The organism is Ideonella sp., from assembly GCF_036277275.1.
GTDB lineage: Bacteria > Pseudomonadota > Gammaproteobacteria > Burkholderiales > Burkholderiaceae_C > Ideonella.
In genome coordinates this window covers 1-19,935 of record NZ_DASUNH010000167.1, presented here as the reverse complement: position 1 = coordinate 19,935, position 19,935 = coordinate 1, and the positions used below count along the sequence as shown (strand labels likewise).

General features: G+C 69.5%; 16 protein-coding genes. 8 read left to right on the top strand and 8 right to left on the bottom strand.

The genetic code is table 11. The annotated features are described in order from the left end of the window. Positions 1 to 48: 48 nt before the first annotated feature. The gene (locus VFY73_RS28495; protein WP_329724973.1) at positions 49 to 1,266 is read right to left on the bottom strand and encodes a 6-phosphofructokinase; all 1,218 of its coding nucleotides are present in this window, start codon (positions 1,264 to 1,266) and stop codon (positions 49 to 51) included. Positions 1,267 to 1,416: 150 nt separating this feature from the next. Here VFY73_RS28495 and VFY73_RS28490 point away from each other — a divergent pair, with 150 nt between their 5' ends. Then, entirely contained in the window at positions 1,417 to 1,764 is a 348-nt protein-coding gene (locus tag VFY73_RS28490) for a DUF1304 domain-containing protein (RefSeq protein WP_329724972.1), read from the top strand. 76 nt (positions 1,765 to 1,840) lie between these two features. Here VFY73_RS28490 and VFY73_RS28485 read toward each other — a convergent pair whose 3' ends face one another. Beyond that, complete coding sequence (locus VFY73_RS28485) at positions 1,841 to 2,731, bottom strand: EamA family transporter (protein WP_329724971.1); 891 nt, start codon at positions 2,729 to 2,731, stop codon at positions 1,841 to 1,843. A 58-nt stretch (positions 2,732 to 2,789) separates the two neighbouring features. On the opposite strand from VFY73_RS28485, the gene VFY73_RS28480 reads away from it, so the two are divergent. Next, positions 2,790 to 3,038 carry a hypothetical protein gene (locus tag VFY73_RS28480; RefSeq protein WP_329724970.1) on the top strand — a complete coding sequence of 83 codons (249 nt, stop codon included), beginning with the start codon at positions 2,790 to 2,792 and terminating at the stop codon, positions 3,036 to 3,038. Between the two features lie 31 nt (positions 3,039 to 3,069). Continuing rightward, complete coding sequence (locus VFY73_RS28475) at positions 3,070 to 4,107, top strand: asparaginase (RefSeq protein WP_329724969.1); 1,038 nt, start codon at positions 3,070 to 3,072, stop codon at positions 4,105 to 4,107. Positions 4,108 to 4,120: 13 nt separating this feature from the next. Here the strand turns inward: VFY73_RS28475 and VFY73_RS28470 are convergent, their stop codons facing one another. The 3 genes from VFY73_RS28470 to VFY73_RS28460 all read right to left on the bottom strand — a co-directional run bounded on the left by VFY73_RS28470 (position 4,121) and on the right by VFY73_RS28460 (position 9,973). Continuing rightward, positions 4,121 to 5,509, bottom strand: a complete 1,389-nt coding sequence (locus VFY73_RS28470) for a DUF3999 domain-containing protein (RefSeq protein ID WP_329724968.1) — start codon at positions 5,507 to 5,509, stop codon at positions 4,121 to 4,123. Then, complete coding sequence (locus VFY73_RS28465) at positions 5,506 to 9,219, bottom strand: DUF2339 domain-containing protein (RefSeq protein ID WP_329724967.1); 3,714 nt, start codon at positions 9,217 to 9,219, stop codon at positions 5,506 to 5,508. The genes VFY73_RS28470 and VFY73_RS28465 overlap by 4 nt, the downstream gene beginning before the upstream one ends. A 139-nt stretch (positions 9,220 to 9,358) precedes the next feature. Then, on the bottom strand, positions 9,359 to 9,973 hold the full coding sequence (locus tag VFY73_RS28460) for a hypothetical protein (RefSeq protein ID WP_329724966.1): 615 nt from the start codon (positions 9,971 to 9,973) through the stop codon (positions 9,359 to 9,361). An 89-nt stretch (positions 9,974 to 10,062) separates the two neighbouring features. Between VFY73_RS28460 and VFY73_RS28455 the strand changes: the two genes are divergently transcribed. Continuing rightward, positions 10,063 to 11,358, top strand: a complete 1,296-nt coding sequence (locus VFY73_RS28455) for a winged helix-turn-helix domain-containing protein (protein WP_329724965.1) — start codon at positions 10,063 to 10,065, stop codon at positions 11,356 to 11,358. 158 nt (positions 11,359 to 11,516) lie between these two features. Here VFY73_RS28455 and VFY73_RS28450 read toward each other — a convergent pair whose 3' ends face one another. Beyond that, on the bottom strand, positions 11,517 to 12,119 hold the full coding sequence (locus VFY73_RS28450) for a hypothetical protein (RefSeq protein WP_329724964.1): 603 nt from the start codon (positions 12,117 to 12,119) through the stop codon (positions 11,517 to 11,519). Positions 12,120 to 12,259: 140 nt separating this feature from the next. Here VFY73_RS28450 and VFY73_RS28445 point away from each other — a divergent pair, with 140 nt between their 5' ends. Genes VFY73_RS28445 through VFY73_RS28435 form a run of 3 tightly spaced genes read left to right on the top strand, consistent with a single transcriptional unit; the run spans position 12,260 to position 15,902 of the window. After that, on the top strand, positions 12,260 to 12,814 hold the full coding sequence (locus tag VFY73_RS28445; RefSeq protein WP_329724963.1) for an ECF-type sigma factor: 555 nt from the start codon (positions 12,260 to 12,262) through the stop codon (positions 12,812 to 12,814). 10 nt (positions 12,815 to 12,824) lie between these two features. After that, positions 12,825 to 15,542: a serine/threonine-protein kinase gene (locus VFY73_RS28440; protein ID WP_329724962.1), complete on the top strand. Its 2,718-nt coding sequence runs from the start codon at positions 12,825 to 12,827 to the stop codon at positions 15,540 to 15,542. Between the two features lie 18 nt (positions 15,543 to 15,560). Beyond that, positions 15,561 to 15,902 (top strand): hypothetical protein, encoded by a 342-nt coding sequence (locus tag VFY73_RS28435; RefSeq protein WP_329724961.1) that lies wholly within the window; start codon positions 15,561 to 15,563, stop codon positions 15,900 to 15,902. Between the two features lie 237 nt (positions 15,903 to 16,139). Here the strand turns inward: VFY73_RS28435 and VFY73_RS28430 are convergent, their stop codons facing one another. Further along, the gene (locus VFY73_RS28430; RefSeq protein WP_329724960.1) at positions 16,140 to 17,069 is read right to left on the bottom strand and encodes an alpha/beta hydrolase; all 930 of its coding nucleotides are present in this window, start codon (positions 17,067 to 17,069) and stop codon (positions 16,140 to 16,142) included. A 147-nt stretch (positions 17,070 to 17,216) separates the two neighbouring features. After that, a complete protein-coding gene (gene hutH / locus VFY73_RS28425; RefSeq protein WP_329724959.1) occupies positions 17,217 to 18,767 on the bottom strand; it encodes a histidine ammonia-lyase in 1,551 nt (516 codons plus the stop codon). A gap of 32 nt (positions 18,768 to 18,799) precedes the next feature. Here hutH and VFY73_RS28420 point away from each other — a divergent pair. Next, the coding region (locus VFY73_RS28420) for a DUF4185 domain-containing protein (RefSeq protein ID WP_329724958.1) at positions 18,800 to 19,935 on the top strand (1,136 nt) is incomplete at its 3' end.

The window sequence follows — 19,935 nt, the reverse complement described above, 5'->3', positions numbered from 1 at the left end:
GAGCGGCTGCACCGCGACGTCCTCGTCCTCGATGCCGACGATGCGCTGTCAGCCCCCCAGCCGCTTGGCCACCGGGTGGCGGCGCAGGCGGTGCGCGTCCGGCAGCCCGCCGCCCAGCAGCGGGCGCAGGTACAAGCGGAAAGCGTCGGTCACGTCGGTGCCGCTGTCGCTGATGAAAACGTCTTCCATCGTGCGCGTCTTGCCGGCCACGTCGGACAGGGCCATCAGCTCGTACGACACCGCGTACTGGCCGCTGCGCCTGATCGCCACCGAGCCATCGCGGTCGCCCCACATCGCGTACTGCACGGCCTTCTCGCCAACCTCGCGCGCCTCGCGCTGGTCGACATCGGACACGCAGCCGAGGAACGAGCGCTGCAGGTAGCCGAAGGTGTCGCCACGCACGCGCTTGATCTTCAGCTGGTTCTTGATCTCGTCGCAGAGCAAGTCGGCCAAGGCGCCGGTGCCGGACAGTTGCACGTTGCCGTGCGCATCTCGCTCGACGTTCTTCACCAGCTGCTCGGCGATCGACTTGCCGCTCGCGTCATGGATGCCTTCGGACACCGCGATCACGCAGCGGCCGTAGCGATCGTGCACCGCCTTCACGTCGGCCAGGAACTTCGGCAGCTCGAACACCCGCTCCGGCAGGTAGACCAGGTGCGGCCCGTCGTCCGGGAACTTCTTGGCCATCGCCGCAGCGGCCGTCAGGAAGCCGGCATGGCGGCCCATCACGACGCCGACGTAGACGCCCGGCAGCGCCGCGTTGTCGAGGTTGGCACCGGCAAAGGCCTGCGCGACGAAACGCGCGGCCGACGGGTAGCCCGGCGTGTGGTCGTTGCCGACCAGGTCGTTGTCGATCGTCTTCGGGATGTGCATGCAACGCAACGGGTAGCCCGCGGCCTGCGCCTGCTCGCTGACGATGCGCACGGTGTCCGACGAATCGTTGCCGCCGATGTAGAAGAAGTGGCCGATCTCGTGCGCCTTCAAAACCTTGAAGATCTCCTGGCAGTACTTCAGGTCCGGCTTGTCGCGCGTCGAGCCCAGCGCCGCAGCCGGCGTGGCCGCCACCAGCTCGAGGTTGGCGACTGTTTCCTGGGTCAGGTCGTCGAGGTCTTCGTTGATGATGCCCCGCACGCCGTGGCGGGCACCGTAGACCCGCGATATGCCGGCAAACCGCCGGGCTTCGAGCACCACGCCAACGAGCGATTGGTTGATCACGGCGGTGGGGCCGCCACCTTGGGCGACGAGAACCTTGCTGCTGTCCGACATGCGCTGCCTCCTTCAACCGGTTGCGGGTGATTGTGCATGCGAGACAGCCATCTCAGGAATGCACGTCCCAGGCGGGACACCCGGCCGCAGGCTTGTGCGGCATCATGCAGGCCGCCGTTCTGGCTTGCCTGGATAGAGGAGAACCCTGAAATGTTCGCTACCGTGCTCGTGGCGCTGGTCGCCCTGCTCCACGCCTACTTCCTGGTGCTGGAGATGTTCCTCTGGGACAAGCCGTTCGGGTTGAAGACCTTCCAGAACACCCAGGAGTTCGCCACCGCCAGCAAGGTGCTGGCCGCCAACCAGGGCCTGTACAACGGCTTTCTGTCGGCCGGCCTGATCTGGGGCCTGGTCGGCGGCGGTCCCCAGGTGCAGATCTTCTTCCTGGCCTGCGTGGTCGTTGCCGGCGTCTATGGCGCCGCCAGCGTGTCACGCAAGATCTTCTTCATCCAGGCCGTGCCGGCGTTGCTGGCGCTCGGGGCGATCTACCTGGGCGTCTGAGGCGTCGACCGCCGCGCGGCCCGCGCTCGGTCGCTACGAAGCGGCCGCGCACCCTTTCGGATGGTGACGCCGGCTGTCAACCCATCGCGAGGGCGATGACACCAGCGGCCATCAGCGCGGCACCGGCCAGCCGCCAACCGCGATCGGCCTCGCCGAGCAGGCGGCCGCCGATCAGCGCGGCAAACAGCATCGACACCTCGCGCGCCGGCGCCACATGCGACAGCGGCGCCTGCTGGGCTGCGTACAGCACCAGCACGTAGGCCAACGGGCTGATCGTCGCCATCACCAGCGCGTACTGCCATTGCGAACGCCAGGCGGCACGAAAGCCGGCCTTGTCCTTCAGCATCGACGGCAGCATGAAGGGGATGCGCGCCAGGTTGCCGAAGTAGTCGACCAGGATGGGCGAGATCAGCACCACCTTCACCGCATAACCGTCGATCAGCGTGTAGCTGGCGATCAGCACGCCGGTCAGCGCACCCCAGCCCAGGCCGGCGCGCACGCGCGCCCGCTGCACGGGGTCGTGCACCTCGTGGGCCTTGTGCCACAAGGCCGGTCCACCGGCGATCAGCCAGATGCCAGTGACGATGCCAGCCAGGCCGACCACACCCACGATACTGGGCCATTCGGACAACAGCAGCATCGCGCCGACCGAGCTGAGCAGCGGGCCGGTGCCACGCGCAACCGGGTAGACCACCGTCAGGTCCGACTCGCGGTAGCCCTTCAACAGCACGTTGAAATAGACCAGGTGGGTGATGCCGCTGGCGACGATCAGCGCCCATTCGAGCGGCCCCCAGCGAGGCACCACGTCCCAGGCCGCCCACAGGCCCACGGGCGCCCACAGCACCACGATGAGCAGCGCACCCATCAGGACGAAGTGATGATTGCCGCCGGCCTTCTTGGCGGCCACGTTCCATGCCGCGTGCAACAACGCGGCCACCAGCACCAAGGCCAGAGCAAACCATGACATGTGCGGCGATTGTGCCCGGCAGGCGCACAATGCCCCGCTCGACCATGGAGACCTGCGCATGCTGACGTTCGCCGGCGCCCCCCGCCTTCGATTGACCACCCTGCTCACCGCAGCGCTGCTCGGGCTGTCGTTCAATGCCACCGCGGCACCCACCGAGCCCACACCCGCGAGCGCACCTGCCCGGACCGACGCCCAGGCGGCCAAGGCCGACCAGAAGGCCGCCAAGCGCATCCAGAAGGCCAAAGCCGAACACCGCAAGGCCCACAAGGCCGTCAAGCGCGCACCCAAGGCGCGCCACGGCGTTTGAGCCCGCGCCAGCGCCCCACCGGGGACGCGCGGTGAACCCGGTGCTGGTACAGGTGCTGCGCGGCAGCACGGTCGAGTCGTTCCACCGCGGCGCGCTGGCGATCGTCGACGCCGATGGCGCCGTGCATACCGCGCTGGGCGACATCGACCGGCCGATCTTTCCGCGCTCGGCCGTCAAGGCCTTGCAGGCGCTGCCGCTGGTGGCCAGTGGCGCCGCCGATCGCTTCGGCCTTGACGACGAGGGCCTGGCGCTGGCCTGCGCCTCGCACAGCGGCGAGCGCGCCCACACGGCCACCGCGGCGGCCGTGCTCGCCAAGACCGGACTGGACGAGAGCGCACTCGAATGCGGCACCCACTGGCCTTACAACGAAGCCAGCAGCCGCGCGCTCGCGCGCTCACGTCGCGGCCCGGGGCCGTTGCACAACAACTGCTCGGGCAAACACGCCGGCTTCGTCTGTGTCGGCTGCCTGATGGCGCAGGACATGGGCCGCGATCCGGCCGAGTTCGTGCGCGGCTACGTGAGGCCCGAACACCCCGTGATGCGTGAGATCAGCGCAGCGTTGCAATCGGCCACGGGCTGCGACCTGGCCCAGGCGCCAGTGGGCACCGACGGCTGCTCGATCCCGACCTTCGGCGTTCCGCTGCGCCAGCTCGCGCAGGGCTTCGCCCGCCTGGCCAGCGGCCAGGGCCTGTCACCCGGCCATGCGGCCGCCGCCAAGCGACTGCGCCAGGCGGTCGCCCGCGCGCCGTTCATGGTCGCCGGCAGCGGCCGTTTCGACACCAAGGTGATGCAGCACTTCGGCGAGCGCGTGTTCTGCAAGGTCGGCGCCGAAGGTGTCTACTGCGCCGCGTTGCCGACCCGTGGGCTGGGCGTGGCGATCAAGGTCGACGACGGCAACACCGCCCGCGCGGCCGAAGTGGTGATGGCCAGCGTGATCGAAGCGCTGGCCCAGCGCGACGATGCCGATGCGGCATTGCTGCGCGACCTGGTGCGGGTGCCACTGAGGAACTGGAACGGCATCGAGGTCGGCCGCATCGTGCCGGCCGAGGGGCTGAAGGCGCTGGTTTGAGGCGACCGACAGGCTAACCCTCTTGTTTGGCGGCCGGCCGCAGCAGCGACCAGGCCATGAAGCCCATCAAGGCCAGGGCGCCGATCAGCGCCGTCCAAAGCCACGCCTTGTGGCTGGAGTCACCCGGTGCCGCGACACTGGCCGGCGTGCTCGGGGCTACCGGCAAGGCAGCAGGCGCGACCCGCGGTGCGACGACGGCTGTCGCCTCGGGCAACGGATCACCGGGACGGCGTCCCGGCATCAGCTGGGCGAGCGGCATCGCGACCGACGGCGAGGTCTGGTCCCATGCCAGACGGTACGGGCCCGCACCGCGAGCGAGGAATACCAGGCTCGCCGCACGACCGCCGACGCGGAGGCTGGGCGGCTTCGAACCCAGCTGCGCCATGCCGCCGGTCGGCTGCACGCGCAGCTTGCGGTACAGACCGCCGGGCAGGCTCAGCACGGTCGAACGCAACGCACTGCCTTGCAAGTTCAGCGCATACACGGTGCCGCTGCTCAACGGCCAGAATGCCTCGGCCTTCTGCGTCGGTGACGGCGCGTTCTTGTGCCGCAGCACCTTCAGGTGGTCACGCACCGGGTGGTGATGGCGCACCCGCGATTTCGCCGGCGCAGCCTCGTCATCAGGTTGTGCCAGCAACTGCACCCGCGCCAATGTGTTCGGTTCGGCCAAGGTGAACTCGATGCGCTGCAACGGCAGGTGGCGGGGCAACACGTAGTCGCAGTGCTCGGCCTTGCACTCGGACGGCGTGAGCGTGTCGCTCCACTGCCAATCCGGCAGCTCGGCGCGATGGGCCAGGCTCGCGACCCGCGCGCGCGTCAGCGGCGCCGGCGGGCTGCCAGGCAGTGGCCGCAGGCGCAGGTAGCCGCCACGCGGCCCACCGTCGGTGGTGGCCAGCTCGAAGTGGCTGTGTTCCAGCCGCAAGCCCTGGTGTTGCAGGGCGAACAGTTGCGCCTGAGGCAGCACGGTATGCCACCGCTGCAGATCGGCGCTGGCTTCGAGCACGAACGGGAAGACGCCGTTGGTGCCGGGTGCCACGTCCAGCTGCAGCTCTTGCGGCAGGCCTTTGACCGCGCGCAGGTCGACGATCCAGCCGCCTTGCTGCGCCGGCTCGGCGGTCGACGCCGCGCTCGCCGGCGGCTGTGGCGCCTTGAACAAGGGCACCGACTGCCGCGTCGGCGTGGCGACGACGCCGGGCTCGGCATCGACCCAGGCGTACGGCACCGCCTCGCCCGCGGCGTTCAACACCCGCAGATCGCCCAGGTCGTCTGCCGTGGCCTGGGCCCGCACATCGAGCGGGATGCGCAGGCCGTAGTACGCGCCTTCGCCCTTCAGCTGCAACGGCAACTCGCCGGCCCCAGCCGCCGAGGCCAGCGCCATCGACATGACCGCCAGGCGCTTCATGCGGCCACCTCGTCGTTGGCGGCCCCATCCCGCCGTGGCGGCACCGGCGCGAAGTAGCCGACCAGCAACAGCAACAGGCCGACGACGATGAAGGACACGATGCGGTACAGCCCGCCGTGGTCGGCCAGTTCGATGAAGAACAGCTTGGCCACCACCAGCGCCAACAGGCCGGCGCCGACCACCCAGACCACGCGCCGCGCCTTCTTGTGGCCCAGCACCATCAGGCCCACGCCGAGGATGGCCCAGGCGACCGACAGCGTGGCCTGTGTCAACGTCGAGGCGAACAGCTCACTGCCGTCCCATGGCACACCGGCCAGGTGGTGGCAGGCACGCAGCAACATGCCGGTGTAGAGCACGAAGGCCGTCGCGCCCAGCCCCGCCAACAGCAGCGGTCGCGGCAACCAGCGCTGCGCCGAGTCCGGCAAGGCGCGGAACCACAGCAGCAGCGACAACAGCACCACCCCGTGACCCAGCTCCAGCGGGTTCAACAGCGGCACATAGGGCAACGGCGCCGCCTGACCCGCGAGCCCGTTGCTGAGCCAGACCCACAGCAGCAGGTAGCCTGCGACCGGCGCGCAGGCGAACAACAGGTAGACCTCGCGGAAGTGGTGCAGCGGCCAGCGCTGCTGCAGCGCCGGGCGCGTGATCAGCGCCAACACCGAAGCGGGCGCCAGCACCCAGCCGAGCGCCGACCAGGCCGAGCCGGGCGCACCGACCATCGCCAGCAACGCCTGGCCCTCACGCGCAGCCAGCGCCACGAAGAGCCAGAATCCGAGCAGGTGCATCGGCACCTGCGCCTTGGGCGGCGCCCAGCGCGGCTGGGCCTGCAACAGCAACGCATGCCAGACCAGCGCCACCGGCCACAGCAGCCAGCCGCCATGCGCATGGGGCGCATCGCCCACCACCGCCACGCTGATCCACGCCAGCCAGGCCCATGCAGGCACCGTCGCCCAGGTGCTCTGGCCCAGCACACGCCAATCGCGCCAGCGCGCCACCAGCGTCAACAGCAGCGAGCTGAGCAGCACCCAGGCGCCGAGTGCGGTGGTCCACCAGCCCGGCCAGTCGCTGACGTTGCGACGCAGGCCACGCCAGATTTCCGGCGGCAGCACCTGCGCCCACCACAGCAGCGCCCAGACCACCAGGCCCCACTGCACCGCCGGCAGGCGCAGCCACGCGGCGGTGGTTTCGCGCTGCGCGGCATCGCGAACCATGTCGCCGGAGATCAACGCAGCCAGCGTCAGCACCAGCGGTGTCCACAGCGTCAGGCCGGTCGTCTCGGGCGACCACAGCGGCACGCCGTAGGCCACGCAAGCCACGCCCGCCACCACCTGCCAGGCCCAGCCGGCAACTGCCATCGGGGCATGCCGCAAACGCAGGCCGGCCCACAGCGCCGCCAGCCCCAACGCGGGCCACAGGCGCGCGGCCTGGTCGGCCGGCAACACGAACAGCAGGCTGCCGCCGAGCGCGGCCGCGCCGGCTAGCAGACCCAGCGTCGCACCCAACGGCCAGACCGGCGGCTCGGCCTGCTCGTCAGGCGCCGCAAAGCGCTGGCGCAAACCCGCCGGCATTGCCAGCACCGCACTGGCCATCAGGCTGGCGGCGATGAGCACCGCGGCCACCAGGCCGGACCAGCCGCTGCCCAGCATCGCCTGGCCGTGCAGCACCTGCAGCGTCGCGACAAAGCCCGACAAGGCCAGCGCCTGCAGGCACGCCACCGACCACGGCAGCGCCGGGCTGCGCCACCGCATGGGCAACAGCGCCACGCCCAGCGCCAGCGCCGAGGTGGCGACACAGGCCCAGGCGGGCACCAGCAGCATCCACGCCATCGCCGTCAGCGCGGCCAGGCCGATGGCCAATTGGCCCGCCTGACCGATGGTTTCCCACGGCGCGACCGTGCTCTCGCCATCACGCACGCGAAGGCTGACGGCGTGCATCGCCAGCGCGCCGACCGCGAGCAGCGCCATGCCCAGGACGGAGCCCGTCAGCAGCGGCGTGCCAACCGACTCGTCGATGCCCAACGCACTGAAGGTGCGCACCGCGGCGCCGGCCAGCACCAGCAGCGCAAAGGCGCGCGCGTAAGGCCGGTGCTGGCGCGTGCCCAGCCAGTACATGCCGGCCGCCTCGATGGCCCAGGTGGCGCCGGTCCACGCCCCTTCGAGCGCCAGCGGGATCGCCAGGGTGCCGAAGATCACGCTGACGATGACGTAGGCCTCGCCGAGCAGCGCATAGCGCGGGCCGCCGCGGCGCATCGTCACGCCGCCGAGCAACAGGTAGAACATCGCGTAGCCCATTGCCGCCCAGGCCGGACCGAACTCCCAGTCCTGCACCAGCAGGTACTGCAGGCCGAAGGCCACCAGCGGCACGCCGAAGACCAGCGCACTGTCGACGCGGCCGACCTGGGCCAACGTCTGCGCGGCGCGCTGCGCCAGCGGGTCGGCCGGGGCCGGCGGCGTGCCCAGCGCGAGCGCCCGGCGCGCGAACAGCACACCGATCAGCGTGAACAGCAGGAAGAACAGCAGCAGGTATGCCTGCACCCCTGTGTACAGCGACGGCTCGTAGCGCCCGTGGGCCCACGCTCCGGCCAAGGTGAACGTGCCGACGAAGGCGACCAGGTTCAACGGCCGCCAGGCCCTGAACCAGGCGATCAGGAACACGCCGACATCGAGCAGCGCCATGTAGCTGAACAGCACATGGTGATGGCCGCCGCCGCTGGACACCAGCACCGGCGCGGCGAACCCTTCCGCCACCGCCACGTAGGCCAGCCACGGCGCGTTCTGCACCACCGCCAGCACGGCGCTCAGCACCGTCACGGCGAACAGGAAGACAAACGCCGGCTCGGGCGCGATCAACGCATTGAGCTTCAGCGAGGCCAGCGTGGTGAGGTACAGCACGCCGATGCCGGCGCCTTGCAGGATCAGCCCGTAGCCGGTGCCCCCCGCGGCATCGCGCCGCTCGCGCAGGCGCCAGCCCAGCGCCAGCAGGCCGATGCCCAGCAAGGCCACGCCGGCGTAGCGCAGCTCGGGCGGCACGGTCACCCGCTCGGCCGCATAGCGCAGCAGGAAGGCCAGGCCGAGGAACAGCACCAGCACGCCGACCTTGACGATCGTGTTGCCGCCGAAGATCCAGTCGCGCAGGAACGGCGGCAGGCGATCCTTGAGGGGGACGGCAGGGAGCACCGGCACCACCGGCGCAGGTCCAGGCGGCGGGGTCACGGGTGCGGGGCCTGCCTTCGCCGCGCCATCCGGCATCGAGGGGGCGGTGACGGGCACCGCCATGTGGGGCACCGGTGCCAGCGGCGGCGGCGGCGTCAGCGGGACGCGGGCGGTCGGCTCGACGTTGCGGGCCAGCGCAGCGGGTGCCGGTACCGAAGGTCGGACGACCAGGACCGGCGTGGGGGTCGGATTCGGCGCTGCCGGTTCGGTGGCCGGCGCCATCGCTTGCTCGGCCGCCGCCACCTGGACATCCGGCCCCGCGGACTTCAACCGCGCCACCTCGGCCTGCAAGGCGCTGACCTTCTGCTCCAGCGCCGCGACGCGCACGTCCAGCGGCACCGGGGCCCCGGTCTCGCCGGGCTCTTCTTGCTGGCGGCGCGGGTTCCTCTGAACCAGCACCGCGCCCCCCACACCCAGCAATGCACCGACCAGCGCGGCCTCGAAGCCGCCCATCACCATGCCGAGCACGGCGCCGATCAGGCCAAGGAACCATTTCATCTCGCCACCCTCTGCTCCCCCGTTGGGCCGGAGGTGGCGGCGATTATGCGAGCCACACCGAACGCGGCGTCGCCGATCGGCGGGCCGGGTAGCGTGTCACGCGGCGAAAGGTATCGCCGCGCGCCACTTCGTCAAAACATCACGGGGCGGACTTGACGGGGTGAGCGTCGACCCGCAGCGTCAGCGCGGCGCCGCTGCCGGCCGTCTGCCAGGCACCATCGCGGCTGGTCGTCGTGACCATGGTGCCGGTCTTGGCAAAGGTCCAGACCGGGTCGATGAACATCGGCGACCGCGACGCGGCCACCACCCAATACGAACGGCCGGCCATCAAGTGGGGGCCCTTCTCGGTCACGAAGAACTGCTCGACCGGGTTCCAGCCCAAGGCCTGTACCGGCGCCGTCCAGCTCTCCAGCGTCACACCGCTGGGCAGGCTTTCGGCACCACCTTCGTCCAGCGCGTCGGTCTGCAGCATCACGCGCACCTTGCGCTGCACCGTGTCGCTGTTGTTCATCAGCCAGAGGCCGATGCGGGCCATGCGCATGTCGCCATCGGCCGGCACCGTGAAGCGCGCCGCCACGGCCTGGTCGATGAACACATCGAAGCCGTTGGTGCCGAAGATGCCGCCCGGCCCCGGCGTATCGACGATCGGCACGGTCTTGGTCCAGTCGCTGGCGTCGGCGGCCGCGGCGGTGCCGGCGGCCAGCCAGCCGGCGCTGATCAGTACGGTGGCCAGTAGGCGGGTGCGAAGGTTCATGCGTTGCTCCTTGTCGGTAGACCCACATGCTAGGACCGGCAGCTGTGGCAAGCTTGACCGAATCCTGACCAACCCGCTGCCCGCCCCCCATGCCCCCCGCCATGCTGACGCTGGACGACACCGGCTTCCCGATTGCCGACGGCCGCCCGCTCGACCTGGCCCCGAAAGAACGCGCCGTGCTGGCGCTGCTGATGCAGCGCCGCCCCGCGGTGGTCAGCAAGGAAGAGTTCGCCAGCGCCGCCTGGGCTGGCCAGGCCATGTCGGACGAGAGCCTGGCGCGCAGCATCAGCCGGTTGCGCCGCACGCTGGCCGGCTTCGGACTGACGATCGAATCGGTCTACGGCACCGGCTACCGGCTGGACGGCGAGGCGCCCGCACCTGCCCCGTCGCGCCTGGCCGGCGCGGCGCACGCGCAGCCGGCCACCGTCGACGCCTACCTGCATGCGCGCCAGCTCGCCGCCCAGCGCACGCCCGCCGCGGTCGGCCGTGCGATCGAGCTGCTGCGCACGCTGATCGCCCGTGAGCCGGGCTACACCCCCGCTCGCGTGGCGCTGGCCGAATCGCTGGCCGCGGCCATCGGCTGGGGGCAGCTGCCGACCGAGCCGTCGGTCGAAGAAGGCCTGCATGTGCTCGACGAAGCCAAGCGCCTGGACCCCGCCACCCCCGGCCTGGCCGGCGCGCGCGGCACGCTGCTGGACATGGCCTGGCGCTTCGACGAGGCGGCGCAGGCCCATGCCGAGGCCTTGCACCACGGCGCGCAGGACCCGGACTCGCTGCTGGTGCACGCGCGCCACCTGCTGTTCACCGGCCAGGCCGCACAGGCGGCGGAGCAACTGCGCGCCGCATTGCGCCTGTCACCCCACACGCCGCTGTTGCGCATGACGCTGTCGCGCGCGCTGGTGCAGGCCGGCCGCGGTGCCGAAGGCCTGGCTGAAGCCGACGCCGCATCGGCCGAGAACCCCGGCCAGCTGTTGCTGGTGGCATTCGCGTTGGCGATGCGTGCGATGGTGGCTCCGACACCCGACATCGAGGCGCCCGCCTGGCGCCTGTCCGAAGGGCCGGACACACCGCCCTTTGTCTGGACCGTGCTGTCGTTCGTGCTGGCGCAGCTGGGCCGGCGCGACGCGGCGCTGGACATCATCGACGCGACGCTGATCTGCTCTCGCACGACCACCGGTGAGGCCACGCTCTACGCCGCGCCGCTGGCCGCGATCGGCGAGGTCGACCGCGCTGCCGCCCTGCTGCAGCGCGCCTACGATGAACGCTGCGGCATGCTGGCGATGGTGCTGCGCGATCCGGCGCATGCGGGCTGGCTGCCCACCCACCCGGTCGGTCGGGCGCTGCTGGGCGGCGTGTTCGGCCCAGGCGCCGCGACGGCCCCATAACCCCGCCCTGAACCGGATGCCTGTTGTCCACAGATCTCGCACGCCAACTCCTTGTGATTGCGGCGCACGGTCATGACTTTCGTCCATCGATCCGTTTCAGAGCTCGGCGTAGCCTCCAAGGCCGAGAGGCTCGAATCCCGCGGAATGCCTGGATGCCATCATGTCGAGCCTGCGCGCACGATTTCGACCGGCACATCACCAAAGCGCACTTGTCCGCGCCGGCGCTCGACGGGGTCGAGTGAAACGCCCCAGGTGGCCAACGCCGCGGCGATCTGGCGACGAGCACGGAACCAATGGATGTTCAGCGACAGGGCGTCGAGGCCCAACATCCGCTCGAGGCTGGTGACATCGAGCCAGCCGCACTCGGCCGGCGAATGGCCCGCCTCCATGTCGGCGCGCCGTTGACGCGCCAGCAGCAGCAAGCTCCCGTGATGGGCGCGCTCGCCGAGCATGAGGCGACGCTCGCCGTCCAGAATCTCCAACCGCACATGCTCTTCGTCCTGGCTGACGCCGAAGCGCAGCGTCAGCGCCGGCGCCATGGCATGGCACAGTCGCCACCGGCGCCCCTGGAGCAACACCTCGTGCCCTTCTTCGAGGCGGCGGATGCCTTGGCGGTCGGACACCAGCCAACGTCGATCCGGCGTCTGGCAGATCAGCAGTTCGGGGGCCTCGACATTGGGCAGGAAAGTCGTGGCGTCAAGGCACAGACGTGCCACGGCCATGTCGGTGGCCGGCGCTTCGCAGCATTCAAGGATGGTCATCTCACGATTCCGGTTGGGGGAGCGCGCCGATTGCGAGCTCGGGCCCTGAACAGATCGCAAAGTCCCTCTCTAACCCGACATTTAGGGCGCAGCGGCGATATCCCGCTGCTACAGTGAGCTCAACAAATGGGAGGCACCGGTTGACGGAAATCACGTCACTGCTGCGTGCCGCCGCCGGCGGCGAAGATCAAGCGTTCGAGCGCCTGGCACCGTTGGTCTACGGGGACCTGCGGCGGCTCGCGCGCAGCCATCTTCGCCGCCTGGGCAACCTGACGCTGCTGGACACCAATGGCCTGGTGCACGAGGCGTGGCTCAAGCTGCAGTCGCGCGACGGGCTGGACTTTCCGGATCGCAAGTACTTCCTCGGTTTCGCGTCGCGCGTGATGCGCGCCACGGCCATCGACGTCGCCCGCGGTCGCATGGCCCAAAAACGTGGCGCCGGGCAATTGCGCCTCACGCTGTCCACCGAGGCCGGCCATGACATCGCCTGCGACGCCGACGAGGTGCTGCGCATCCACGAGGCGCTCCAGGAGCTGGCGCAGGTCGACGAGCGGCTGGTCAGTGTCGTCGAGATGCGCTATTTCGGCGGCCTGACCGAAACCGAGATCGCCGAGGCGTTGGATGTGACCGAACGCACCGTGCAGCGCGACTGGCGCAAGGCCCGGCTGATCCTGCTGGCCTCGTTGAAAAGCTGAAGCCGGTGGCATGGAACAGCCCGACTGGCTCCAGATGAGCCCATTGCTGGACGAGTTGCTCGACCTCTCGACACGCGCGCGTGCAGAGCGGCTGGCGCAACTGCGCGACGACCAACCCACCGTCGTCGCCGGCATGGCGAAGCTGCTCGAAGGGCTGGACGAGGTCGACGCGGGGTTCATGGAACGCCCGGTCGCGCCGTTGCGCACGGCCGGCTTCGAAGGCCAGACGATCGGCGCCTGGCGGCTCGAACGCCTGCTGGGCCAGGGCGGGATGGGGGCGGTGTGGCTGGCCTGCCGTGCCGACGGCCGCTTCGACGCGCAGGTCGCGATCAAGTTCGTCAACCTGGCGCTGATGACACCGGTGGGCATCGACCGCTTCGCGCGCGAAGGGCGGATCCTGGCGCGCCTGTCGCACCCGAACATCGCGCGCCTGATCGACGCTGGCGTCGACGACCGGCACCAACCCTATCTGCTGCTGGAATACGTCGATGGCGAACCGATCGACCGCTGGTGCGACGCACACGGTCTGGGCCTGCGCGACCGCCTGAAGCTGTTCGCCGACGTGCTGGCCGCGGTGGCTCACGCGCACACGCGGCTGATCCTGCACCGCGACATCAAGCCCGGCAACATCCTCGTTACCCAAGCGGGCGAGGTCAAACTGCTCGACTTCGGCATCGCCAAGCTGCTGGGCCCGGACGACCTCGGCGGCGGCATCGCCCTTTCCGATCAGACGCAGGCCGCCACCCAGATCTTCACGCCGGCGTATGCCGCGCCCGAACAGGTGCTGGGCCATGGCGTGAGCACGGCGACCGACGTCTACGCCCTGGGCGTTCTGCTGTACGGCTTGCTGGGGGGCGGCCATCCCACCGTCGCCGGCACCGCGACCTCGTCGCCGCTGGAGGCCATGCGCGCCGTGGCGGAAGCCGTGCCGCGTCGCTTGTCCGACGCCGTGCGCGCGCGGGCCACCGGCGCCTCGCGCGCCCAAGGCCGCCGCCGCGCGCGCGAACTGCGTGGCGACCTCGACACCATCGTCGCCAAGGCGCTGCGCAAGAACCCGGCCGAGCGCTACGCGAACGCGGCCGAATTCGCCGCCGACCTGCAACGCTGGCTCAACGACGAGCCGGTGAAGGCACGGCCCGAGACCTGGCCCTACGTCGCGTGGAAGTTCACCCTTCGCCACCGCTGGGGCGTGCTGGCGACAGGGCTGGTGGCAGCGGCGCTGGCCTTCGCCGCAGTGTCGGCCACCTGGCAAGCCCGCAAGATCCAGCAGCAGCGCCTGCGCGCCGAAAGCCTGGTCGAGTTCATGCTGGGCGACCTGCGCAAACGGCTGCAGCCGGTGGGCCGGCTGGACGCGCTCGATGGTGTCGGCAACGAGGTGCTGGCCTACTACGACACGCCGGAGCAGGCCGCGCTGCAGGACGCCGACAGCCTGGGCCGCCGAGCCCGTGCGCTGCACCTGATCGGCGAGGTGCGCGACATGCGCGGCCACCCCGAAGACGCGCGCACCGCGTTCGAGGAAGCGGCGCGCACGACCGCGCAATTGCTGGAGCAAACGCCGAACGATGCGCAGCGTGTGTTCGACCATTCGCAAAGCGTGTTCTGGGTCGGCAACATCGAACGCCAGCTCGGGCACGGCGCCGAAGCCGAGCGCTGGATGGGTGAGTACCTGGCCCTCGCCCACCGCCTCGTCGCGCTCGACCCGCAGAAGCCAGAGTGGCGCGCCGAGCTGGCCTTCGCGAGCGAATCGGTGGGCGTGATGAGCCTGGAGGCGGGGCGCATCGACGACGCCCTGCGCGAGCTGGGCACCGCCCGCACGGCCTTCGAAGCGCTGGACGCGACGCACCCGGATTTGCGCCTGGAGATGGCGCAAACCATCGGCTGGCAGGCGGTGGCCCATCACCGGCTCGGCCACTACTCCGCAGCGCTGCAAGCCCAGCAGGACAAGCTGGCGGTGCTGGCGCGCGTGCCCGACGCGGCGCGCGATCGATCCGTTCAAGAGCAGCGTGCCGCGGCCAACACCTGGGTCGGGCACCTGCACCGCCTGCGGGGCGATCTGGCGCACGCAACTCAGGCGCGGACGGTTGCCTTGCAGGACGCCCAGGCGTTGGTTGTGCTCGATCCGGACAACATGCAATGGCGTGATCTGGTCAGCACGGCACAACTGGCGCTGGCCGAGTCCATGCTCGATGAAGGGGAAAACGGACGCGCGCAGGCCTTGCTCGACCAAGCGTTGGTGGGCCTGGGCGGTCCTTCGGCCGGACCCACCGAGACCAAGTCCACGGCCCACTGGCGGTTGAAGGGCTCTGCCCTCACCCTCCAGGCTCGGCTGGGCAAAGTTGGCGACGAGCCGCGAATCTCAGCGCAGGCTCGGGCATGGCTCGACGAGGCGGAGCGCGCGACCGCAGGCAGTCGCGAAACCACCGGCGAACAAGCGGAAATGCGCGCGATGCTGATGCTGGCGCTGGCCAATTTGCAGGCGCGCAGCCAGCGCACCGATGAGGCACGACGCACCTGGACGGCGCTCGCGGACTGGCTTCGGCCGGGCACCGAACAAGCACCGCCACCCCTGCGACTGGGCATGGCGGTGGCCGAATGGCAGATGGGCCACCGCGAGGCTGCGCGAACGATGGCGCGCCGCCTTCAACTGACGGAATTCAGGCCCCCCGAATTCACCGAACTGATCCGAGCGCTCGAGCACGACCGGGGGGCCGTGGGCGGCGCTCTTTGACTACTTCAGGAGACCCTTGTGAACGAAGATCTACCGCTGATCGAAGTGACCGTTGAAGCCACCGAATCCGGTGACAAGGTGGACCAGGACCCCGTTGTCGTCCATCACAAGTCCAAGATGCGCTGGACACTCAAGCCCGCCCCCGGCGTTCAGGTCAAGTTCGACGACACGGGATTCTTCACCACGAAAGAGCCCACCGATCAGTTGACCAAGTTCGTACGGATCGATGACTCGACGGTGGAATTGACGAACAAGTGCGGCATCAAGCAAAAGATCAGCTACAGCCTGCACGTCCAAAGAGGGGGTCAGCCGGTGTCGATCGACCCCATCATCAAGAACGACCCGATCGTTGAACCTTAAGCGGCTCGGGAACCCGGCGAGCCCGGGCCGTTGGGTTCGCCGCCGCGCTCCGCGGCATCGACTTGATGCGAGGAGGCCGATTGCAGCGCTCCGCAGGAGCCGCTGCCCCTCCGTTCTGGATCGTCGGCTGCAGTCGGTGGGCCGCGAAGGTGGCCATCGAGACGTGGTCTTCCTGGTTGGCCGAGATCCCGAGCAGCCCGGGCCCGTTGGGGCCCGGACGGCATCTCAGGGGTTCGCCTAGTCGATCACTTTGGCGACCGACGTGCTGACGAGGCCATTCAGGTAGCTACCCCCGGGGTAGTAGGTGGCCGTGTGCTTTCCCGTGACCAAGTCGGTGGCCCAGTTGCTGGTCAGGTCCCTCAGCCGCGTGCTGTTGGCCACCTGGGGCTGCCCCTGAAGACAGGCGATCCAGCCCAGGAGATTGGTGTTCTTGCCTTCCGAATCGACGTGTGTCGATCCGCTGGTCAGTTGAACGCCGACGAAATCGTCTCTCCCATTTGCCCGCGCATCGGCTTGAACTTGGCGCAGTGCCGGATACGCGTTGTTGGACGAGTTGCAGGGCCCGGAATTGGCAGTGACCGCCAGCACGGAGCGCTTTCCCGCCGAGGAGATGGCCTGCAGATTCGTGGTGAAGGAGCCATCCGCCGCCACCGGATCGAACATCACGCTGCCTTTCAACCGGCTCGGTGCGGACTGGGCGAGCGTCCAGCCCAGACGCGAGGCGAAATGTCCGCCTGCGGAGTGACCCGACACGACGATCGGCTGAGGAACAGGTCGGCCATCCGGGGCCACCAAGCCCGCGACGATGGCGTTGCCAAGCGCCTCTGCCAGCGCGGGATTGCCGCCACTCATGTCCGCGTTGATGCACAAGGCCATGAAGCCCTGGTCCATGAAGCGGGTGGTGGTGGTGCGCAAGTTGGCGCATTGGCGGCTGAAGCCGTGCTGGACGACGATGAAACCGATCGGCTCGGCCGTCGGCAAATACCAGTAGGACTGATAGCTGCGGCCCGACAACGTGATCGATGCTTGGACGATCTTTCCACTGGACGCGACGGGTGCTGCGGCGTACGCCGGCGCGGCCGGTCCGGCAGCTGCCGCGAACGTGGCGGCCACTCCGAAGAGGAAACGGAAGGAGGAACACAAACGAAGATGCTGGGTCAGTTGCATGACGTGGTCTCCTGTTGATGCGTCAAAACGAAACAACGGGCCGACCACTTGACGTGGCAGGCCCGTTGCGGCCGCGAGTTTCAGCCTTCGCATTCCGCCGACCGAGCGGGGAAACCCGAAGCCCGGTCGAGCGGGTCTATTCCACGATCACACCGGCACCCAGAGCTTCGGCAGGTTCCCCGGCAACGCCCGGAACACCGCCGACAGCGCGCCGCCGGTGACCAGCGCGGTCGCCGCTTCGATGTCCGGCGCCAGGTAGCGGTCGACATCGATCGACGGGCACTTCGCGCGTAGCAGCGCATGCGCATGCTCAAGCGCCGCCGAGCTCTTCAGCGGCCGCAGGAACTCGACGCCCTGCGCGGCCGCGAGCAACTCGATGCCGATGATGTGCGCGACGTTCTGGATCATCGGCTGCAGTCGGCGCGCGGCGAAGGTCGCCATCGAGACATGGTCTTCCTGGTTGGCCGAGGTCGGCAGGCTGTCGACGCTGGCGGGGTGGGCGAGGCTCTTGTTCTCGCTGGCCAGCGCGGCCGCCGTCACGTGGGCGATCATGAAGCCGCTGTTCAGGCCGGCATTGCTGGTCAGGAACGGCGGCAGGCGCGAGACGCCGGTGTCGATCAGCATCGCGATGCGGCGCTCGGCGATCGCTCCGACTTCGGCGATCGCGACCGCCATCGCATCAGCGGCCAGCGCGACCGGCTCGGCGTGGAAGTTGCCGCCGCTGATCATCATGCCGTCGTCGGCGAAGACCAGCGGGTTGTCCGTGACCGCATTGGCTTCGCGAACCAGGACGAGCGACGAGTGGCGCAACTGGTCGAGGCAGGCCCCGACGACCTGCGGCTGGCAGCGCAGGCAATACGGGTCTTGCACACGATCGTCGCCTTCTTCGTGCGACGCGCGGATCGCGCTGCCCTTGAGCAATGCACGGTAGTACTGCGCCACGTCGATCTGGCCGGGCTGGCCACGCAGCGCGTGGATGCGCGGGTCGAACGGGCCGTCGCTGCCTCGGGCCGCATCGACGGTCAATGCGCCGACGACCAGCGCCGATTCGAGCACCGGCTCGAAGCTGAGGAACGCATGCAGCGCGAGCGACGCGCTGGTCTGCGTGCCGTTGATCAGCGCCAGGCCCTCCTTGGCTTCGAGCGTCAGCGGCTTGATGCCGGCTTCGGCCAGCACCGGGCCCGCCGGCACGCGCTTGCCGCCGACCAGCATCTCGCCCTCACCCAGCAGCGCCAGCGTCATGTGCGACAGCGGGGCCAGGTCGCCCGACGCGCCCACGGAGCCCTGGCTCGGCACATACGGCGTGAGGCCAGCGTTGTAGACGGCGATCAAGGTGTCGACCACCACCTGGCGCACGCCCGAGGCACCACGCGCCAGGCTGGCGGCCTTCAGCGCCAGCATCAGGCGCAGCACGGCCGGCGACAGCGGCTCGCCGACGCCTACCGAATGCGAGCGGATCAGGTTCAGCTGCAACAGCGCCAGGTCGGACGCGCTGATGCGCTGGTTCGCCAGCTTGCCGAAGCCGGTGTTGACGCCGTAGACCGGTGCATCGCCGGCGGCCGCGGCCTGCACGATCGCAGCGCTGGCGGCGATGTCGGCCTTTGACGATTCGGCCAGCGCGATGGTCACGCCGCCGGTGTGGATGGCTTGCAGCTGCTCCAGCGTCAGCTGGCCGGGGGTCAGGGTGAGCATGGACATGATTCGGCGGTCCTCGGTTCTAAGATGACTGGATGAAAACGTTTTTATCGACCCTGGCGCTGGTCAGCGCCACGAGCCTCGGGTGGGCGGCCGACGTGCCGCCCTACAGCGCGGTGGCCGCGCCGGAGTGGACCGCGTTGTTCGACGCACCCTACGGCGTCGACGACGGTTGGAGCGGTGCCGACGGTGTCTACACGATCCCGATGAACGGCGACGAGCGCTTCGGCAGCGGCGGTGCGACGAAGACGCTGATCCTGTTCTCGGACAGCTTCGTCGGCGGCACCCGCCCCGACGGCAGCCGCATCGGCGGCACGGTGATGGTCAACAACACCAGTGCGATGTTGACCGGCATGACACCGGTGGCCTCGGCGCTGCAGTTCAACGTACGGCGCGACGGCGCGGGCAAGGCCATCTCGATGGTCGTGCCGACTCAAAAGGACCAGTGGTACTGGCCCGGCGACGCGCTGGTGTGGAAGGGCAAGGTGCGGATGTACGCCTCGCGCATGGCGCTGGGCGACGGCGGCGCGTTCAACTTCAAGCAGGTCGGCGTCGACCTGCTGACGGCTTCGGCCAGCGAAGACGCGCCGTTCCTCGGCTTGTACAGCCGCAAGAACCTGCCACTGTTCGCGCCGCGCAATGGCAACCTGGGCGAGATCGCGTTCGGCATCGCGACGATGCCGATGACCGTGCAGGCCGGCACGCCGAATCCGGATGGCTTCATCTACGTCTACGGCGTGCGCTCGGACGACTACAACAAGAAGCTGCTGGTCGCGCGCGTCAAGCCCGATCAGATCACCATGCCGGGCAGCTACCGCTTCTGGAACGGCAGCGCGTGGGTGACCGACATCAACGCCAGCGCGCCGGTGGCCAACCGCATGGGCGCCGAGATCAGCGTGACGCCGCTGGCCGACGGCCGCTTCCTGATCGTGCACCAGTTGGACACTTTGAGCGGCACGGTCGTCGTGCGCTACGGCAGCTCGCCGGTCGGCCCGTTCGGCAAGCCGATCCCGATCTGGCTGTGCCCGGAGGACAACCTGACGCCCGACACCTTCGTGTACGGCGCCAAGGCGCATCCGCACCTTTCGGCCCCCGGCGAGTTGCTGATCAGCTACCACGTGAACACGTTCGACTTCTGGGAGAACTTCAGCGCTGGTGGCAAGGACATCTA

Excerpts from the sequence above, each read along its gene's own strand:
- VFY73_RS28495 (WP_329724973.1), bottom strand. The coding sequence starts at position 1,266 with ATGTCGGACAGCAGCAAGGTTCTCGTCGCCCAAGGTGGCGGCCCCACC.
- VFY73_RS28490 (WP_329724972.1), top strand. The coding sequence starts at position 1,417 with ATGTTCGCTACCGTGCTCGTGGCGCTGGTCGCCCTGCTCCACGCCTAC.
- VFY73_RS28485 (WP_329724971.1), bottom strand. The coding sequence starts at position 2,731 with ATGTCATGGTTTGCTCTGGCCTTGGTGCTGGTGGCCGCGTTGTTGCAC.
- VFY73_RS28480 (WP_329724970.1), top strand. The coding sequence starts at position 2,790 with ATGCTGACGTTCGCCGGCGCCCCCCGCCTTCGATTGACCACCCTGCTC.
- VFY73_RS28470 (WP_329724968.1), bottom strand. The coding sequence starts at position 5,509 with ATGAAGCGCCTGGCGGTCATGTCGATGGCGCTGGCCTCGGCGGCTGGG.
- VFY73_RS28465 (WP_329724967.1), bottom strand. The coding sequence starts at position 9,219 with ATGAAATGGTTCCTTGGCCTGATCGGCGCCGTGCTCGGCATGGTGATG.
- VFY73_RS28460 (WP_329724966.1), bottom strand. The coding sequence starts at position 9,973 with ATGAACCTTCGCACCCGCCTACTGGCCACCGTACTGATCAGCGCCGGC.
- VFY73_RS28455 (WP_329724965.1), top strand. The coding sequence starts at position 10,063 with ATGCCCCCCGCCATGCTGACGCTGGACGACACCGGCTTCCCGATTGCC.
- VFY73_RS28450 (WP_329724964.1), bottom strand. The coding sequence starts at position 12,119 with ATGACCATCCTTGAATGCTGCGAAGCGCCGGCCACCGACATGGCCGTG.
- VFY73_RS28440 (WP_329724962.1), top strand. The coding sequence starts at position 12,825 with ATGGAACAGCCCGACTGGCTCCAGATGAGCCCATTGCTGGACGAGTTG.
- VFY73_RS28430 (WP_329724960.1), bottom strand. The coding sequence starts at position 17,069 with ATGCAACTGACCCAGCATCTTCGTTTGTGTTCCTCCTTCCGTTTCCTC.
- hutH (WP_329724959.1), bottom strand. The coding sequence starts at position 18,767 with ATGTCCATGCTCACCCTGACCCCCGGCCAGCTGACGCTGGAGCAGCTG.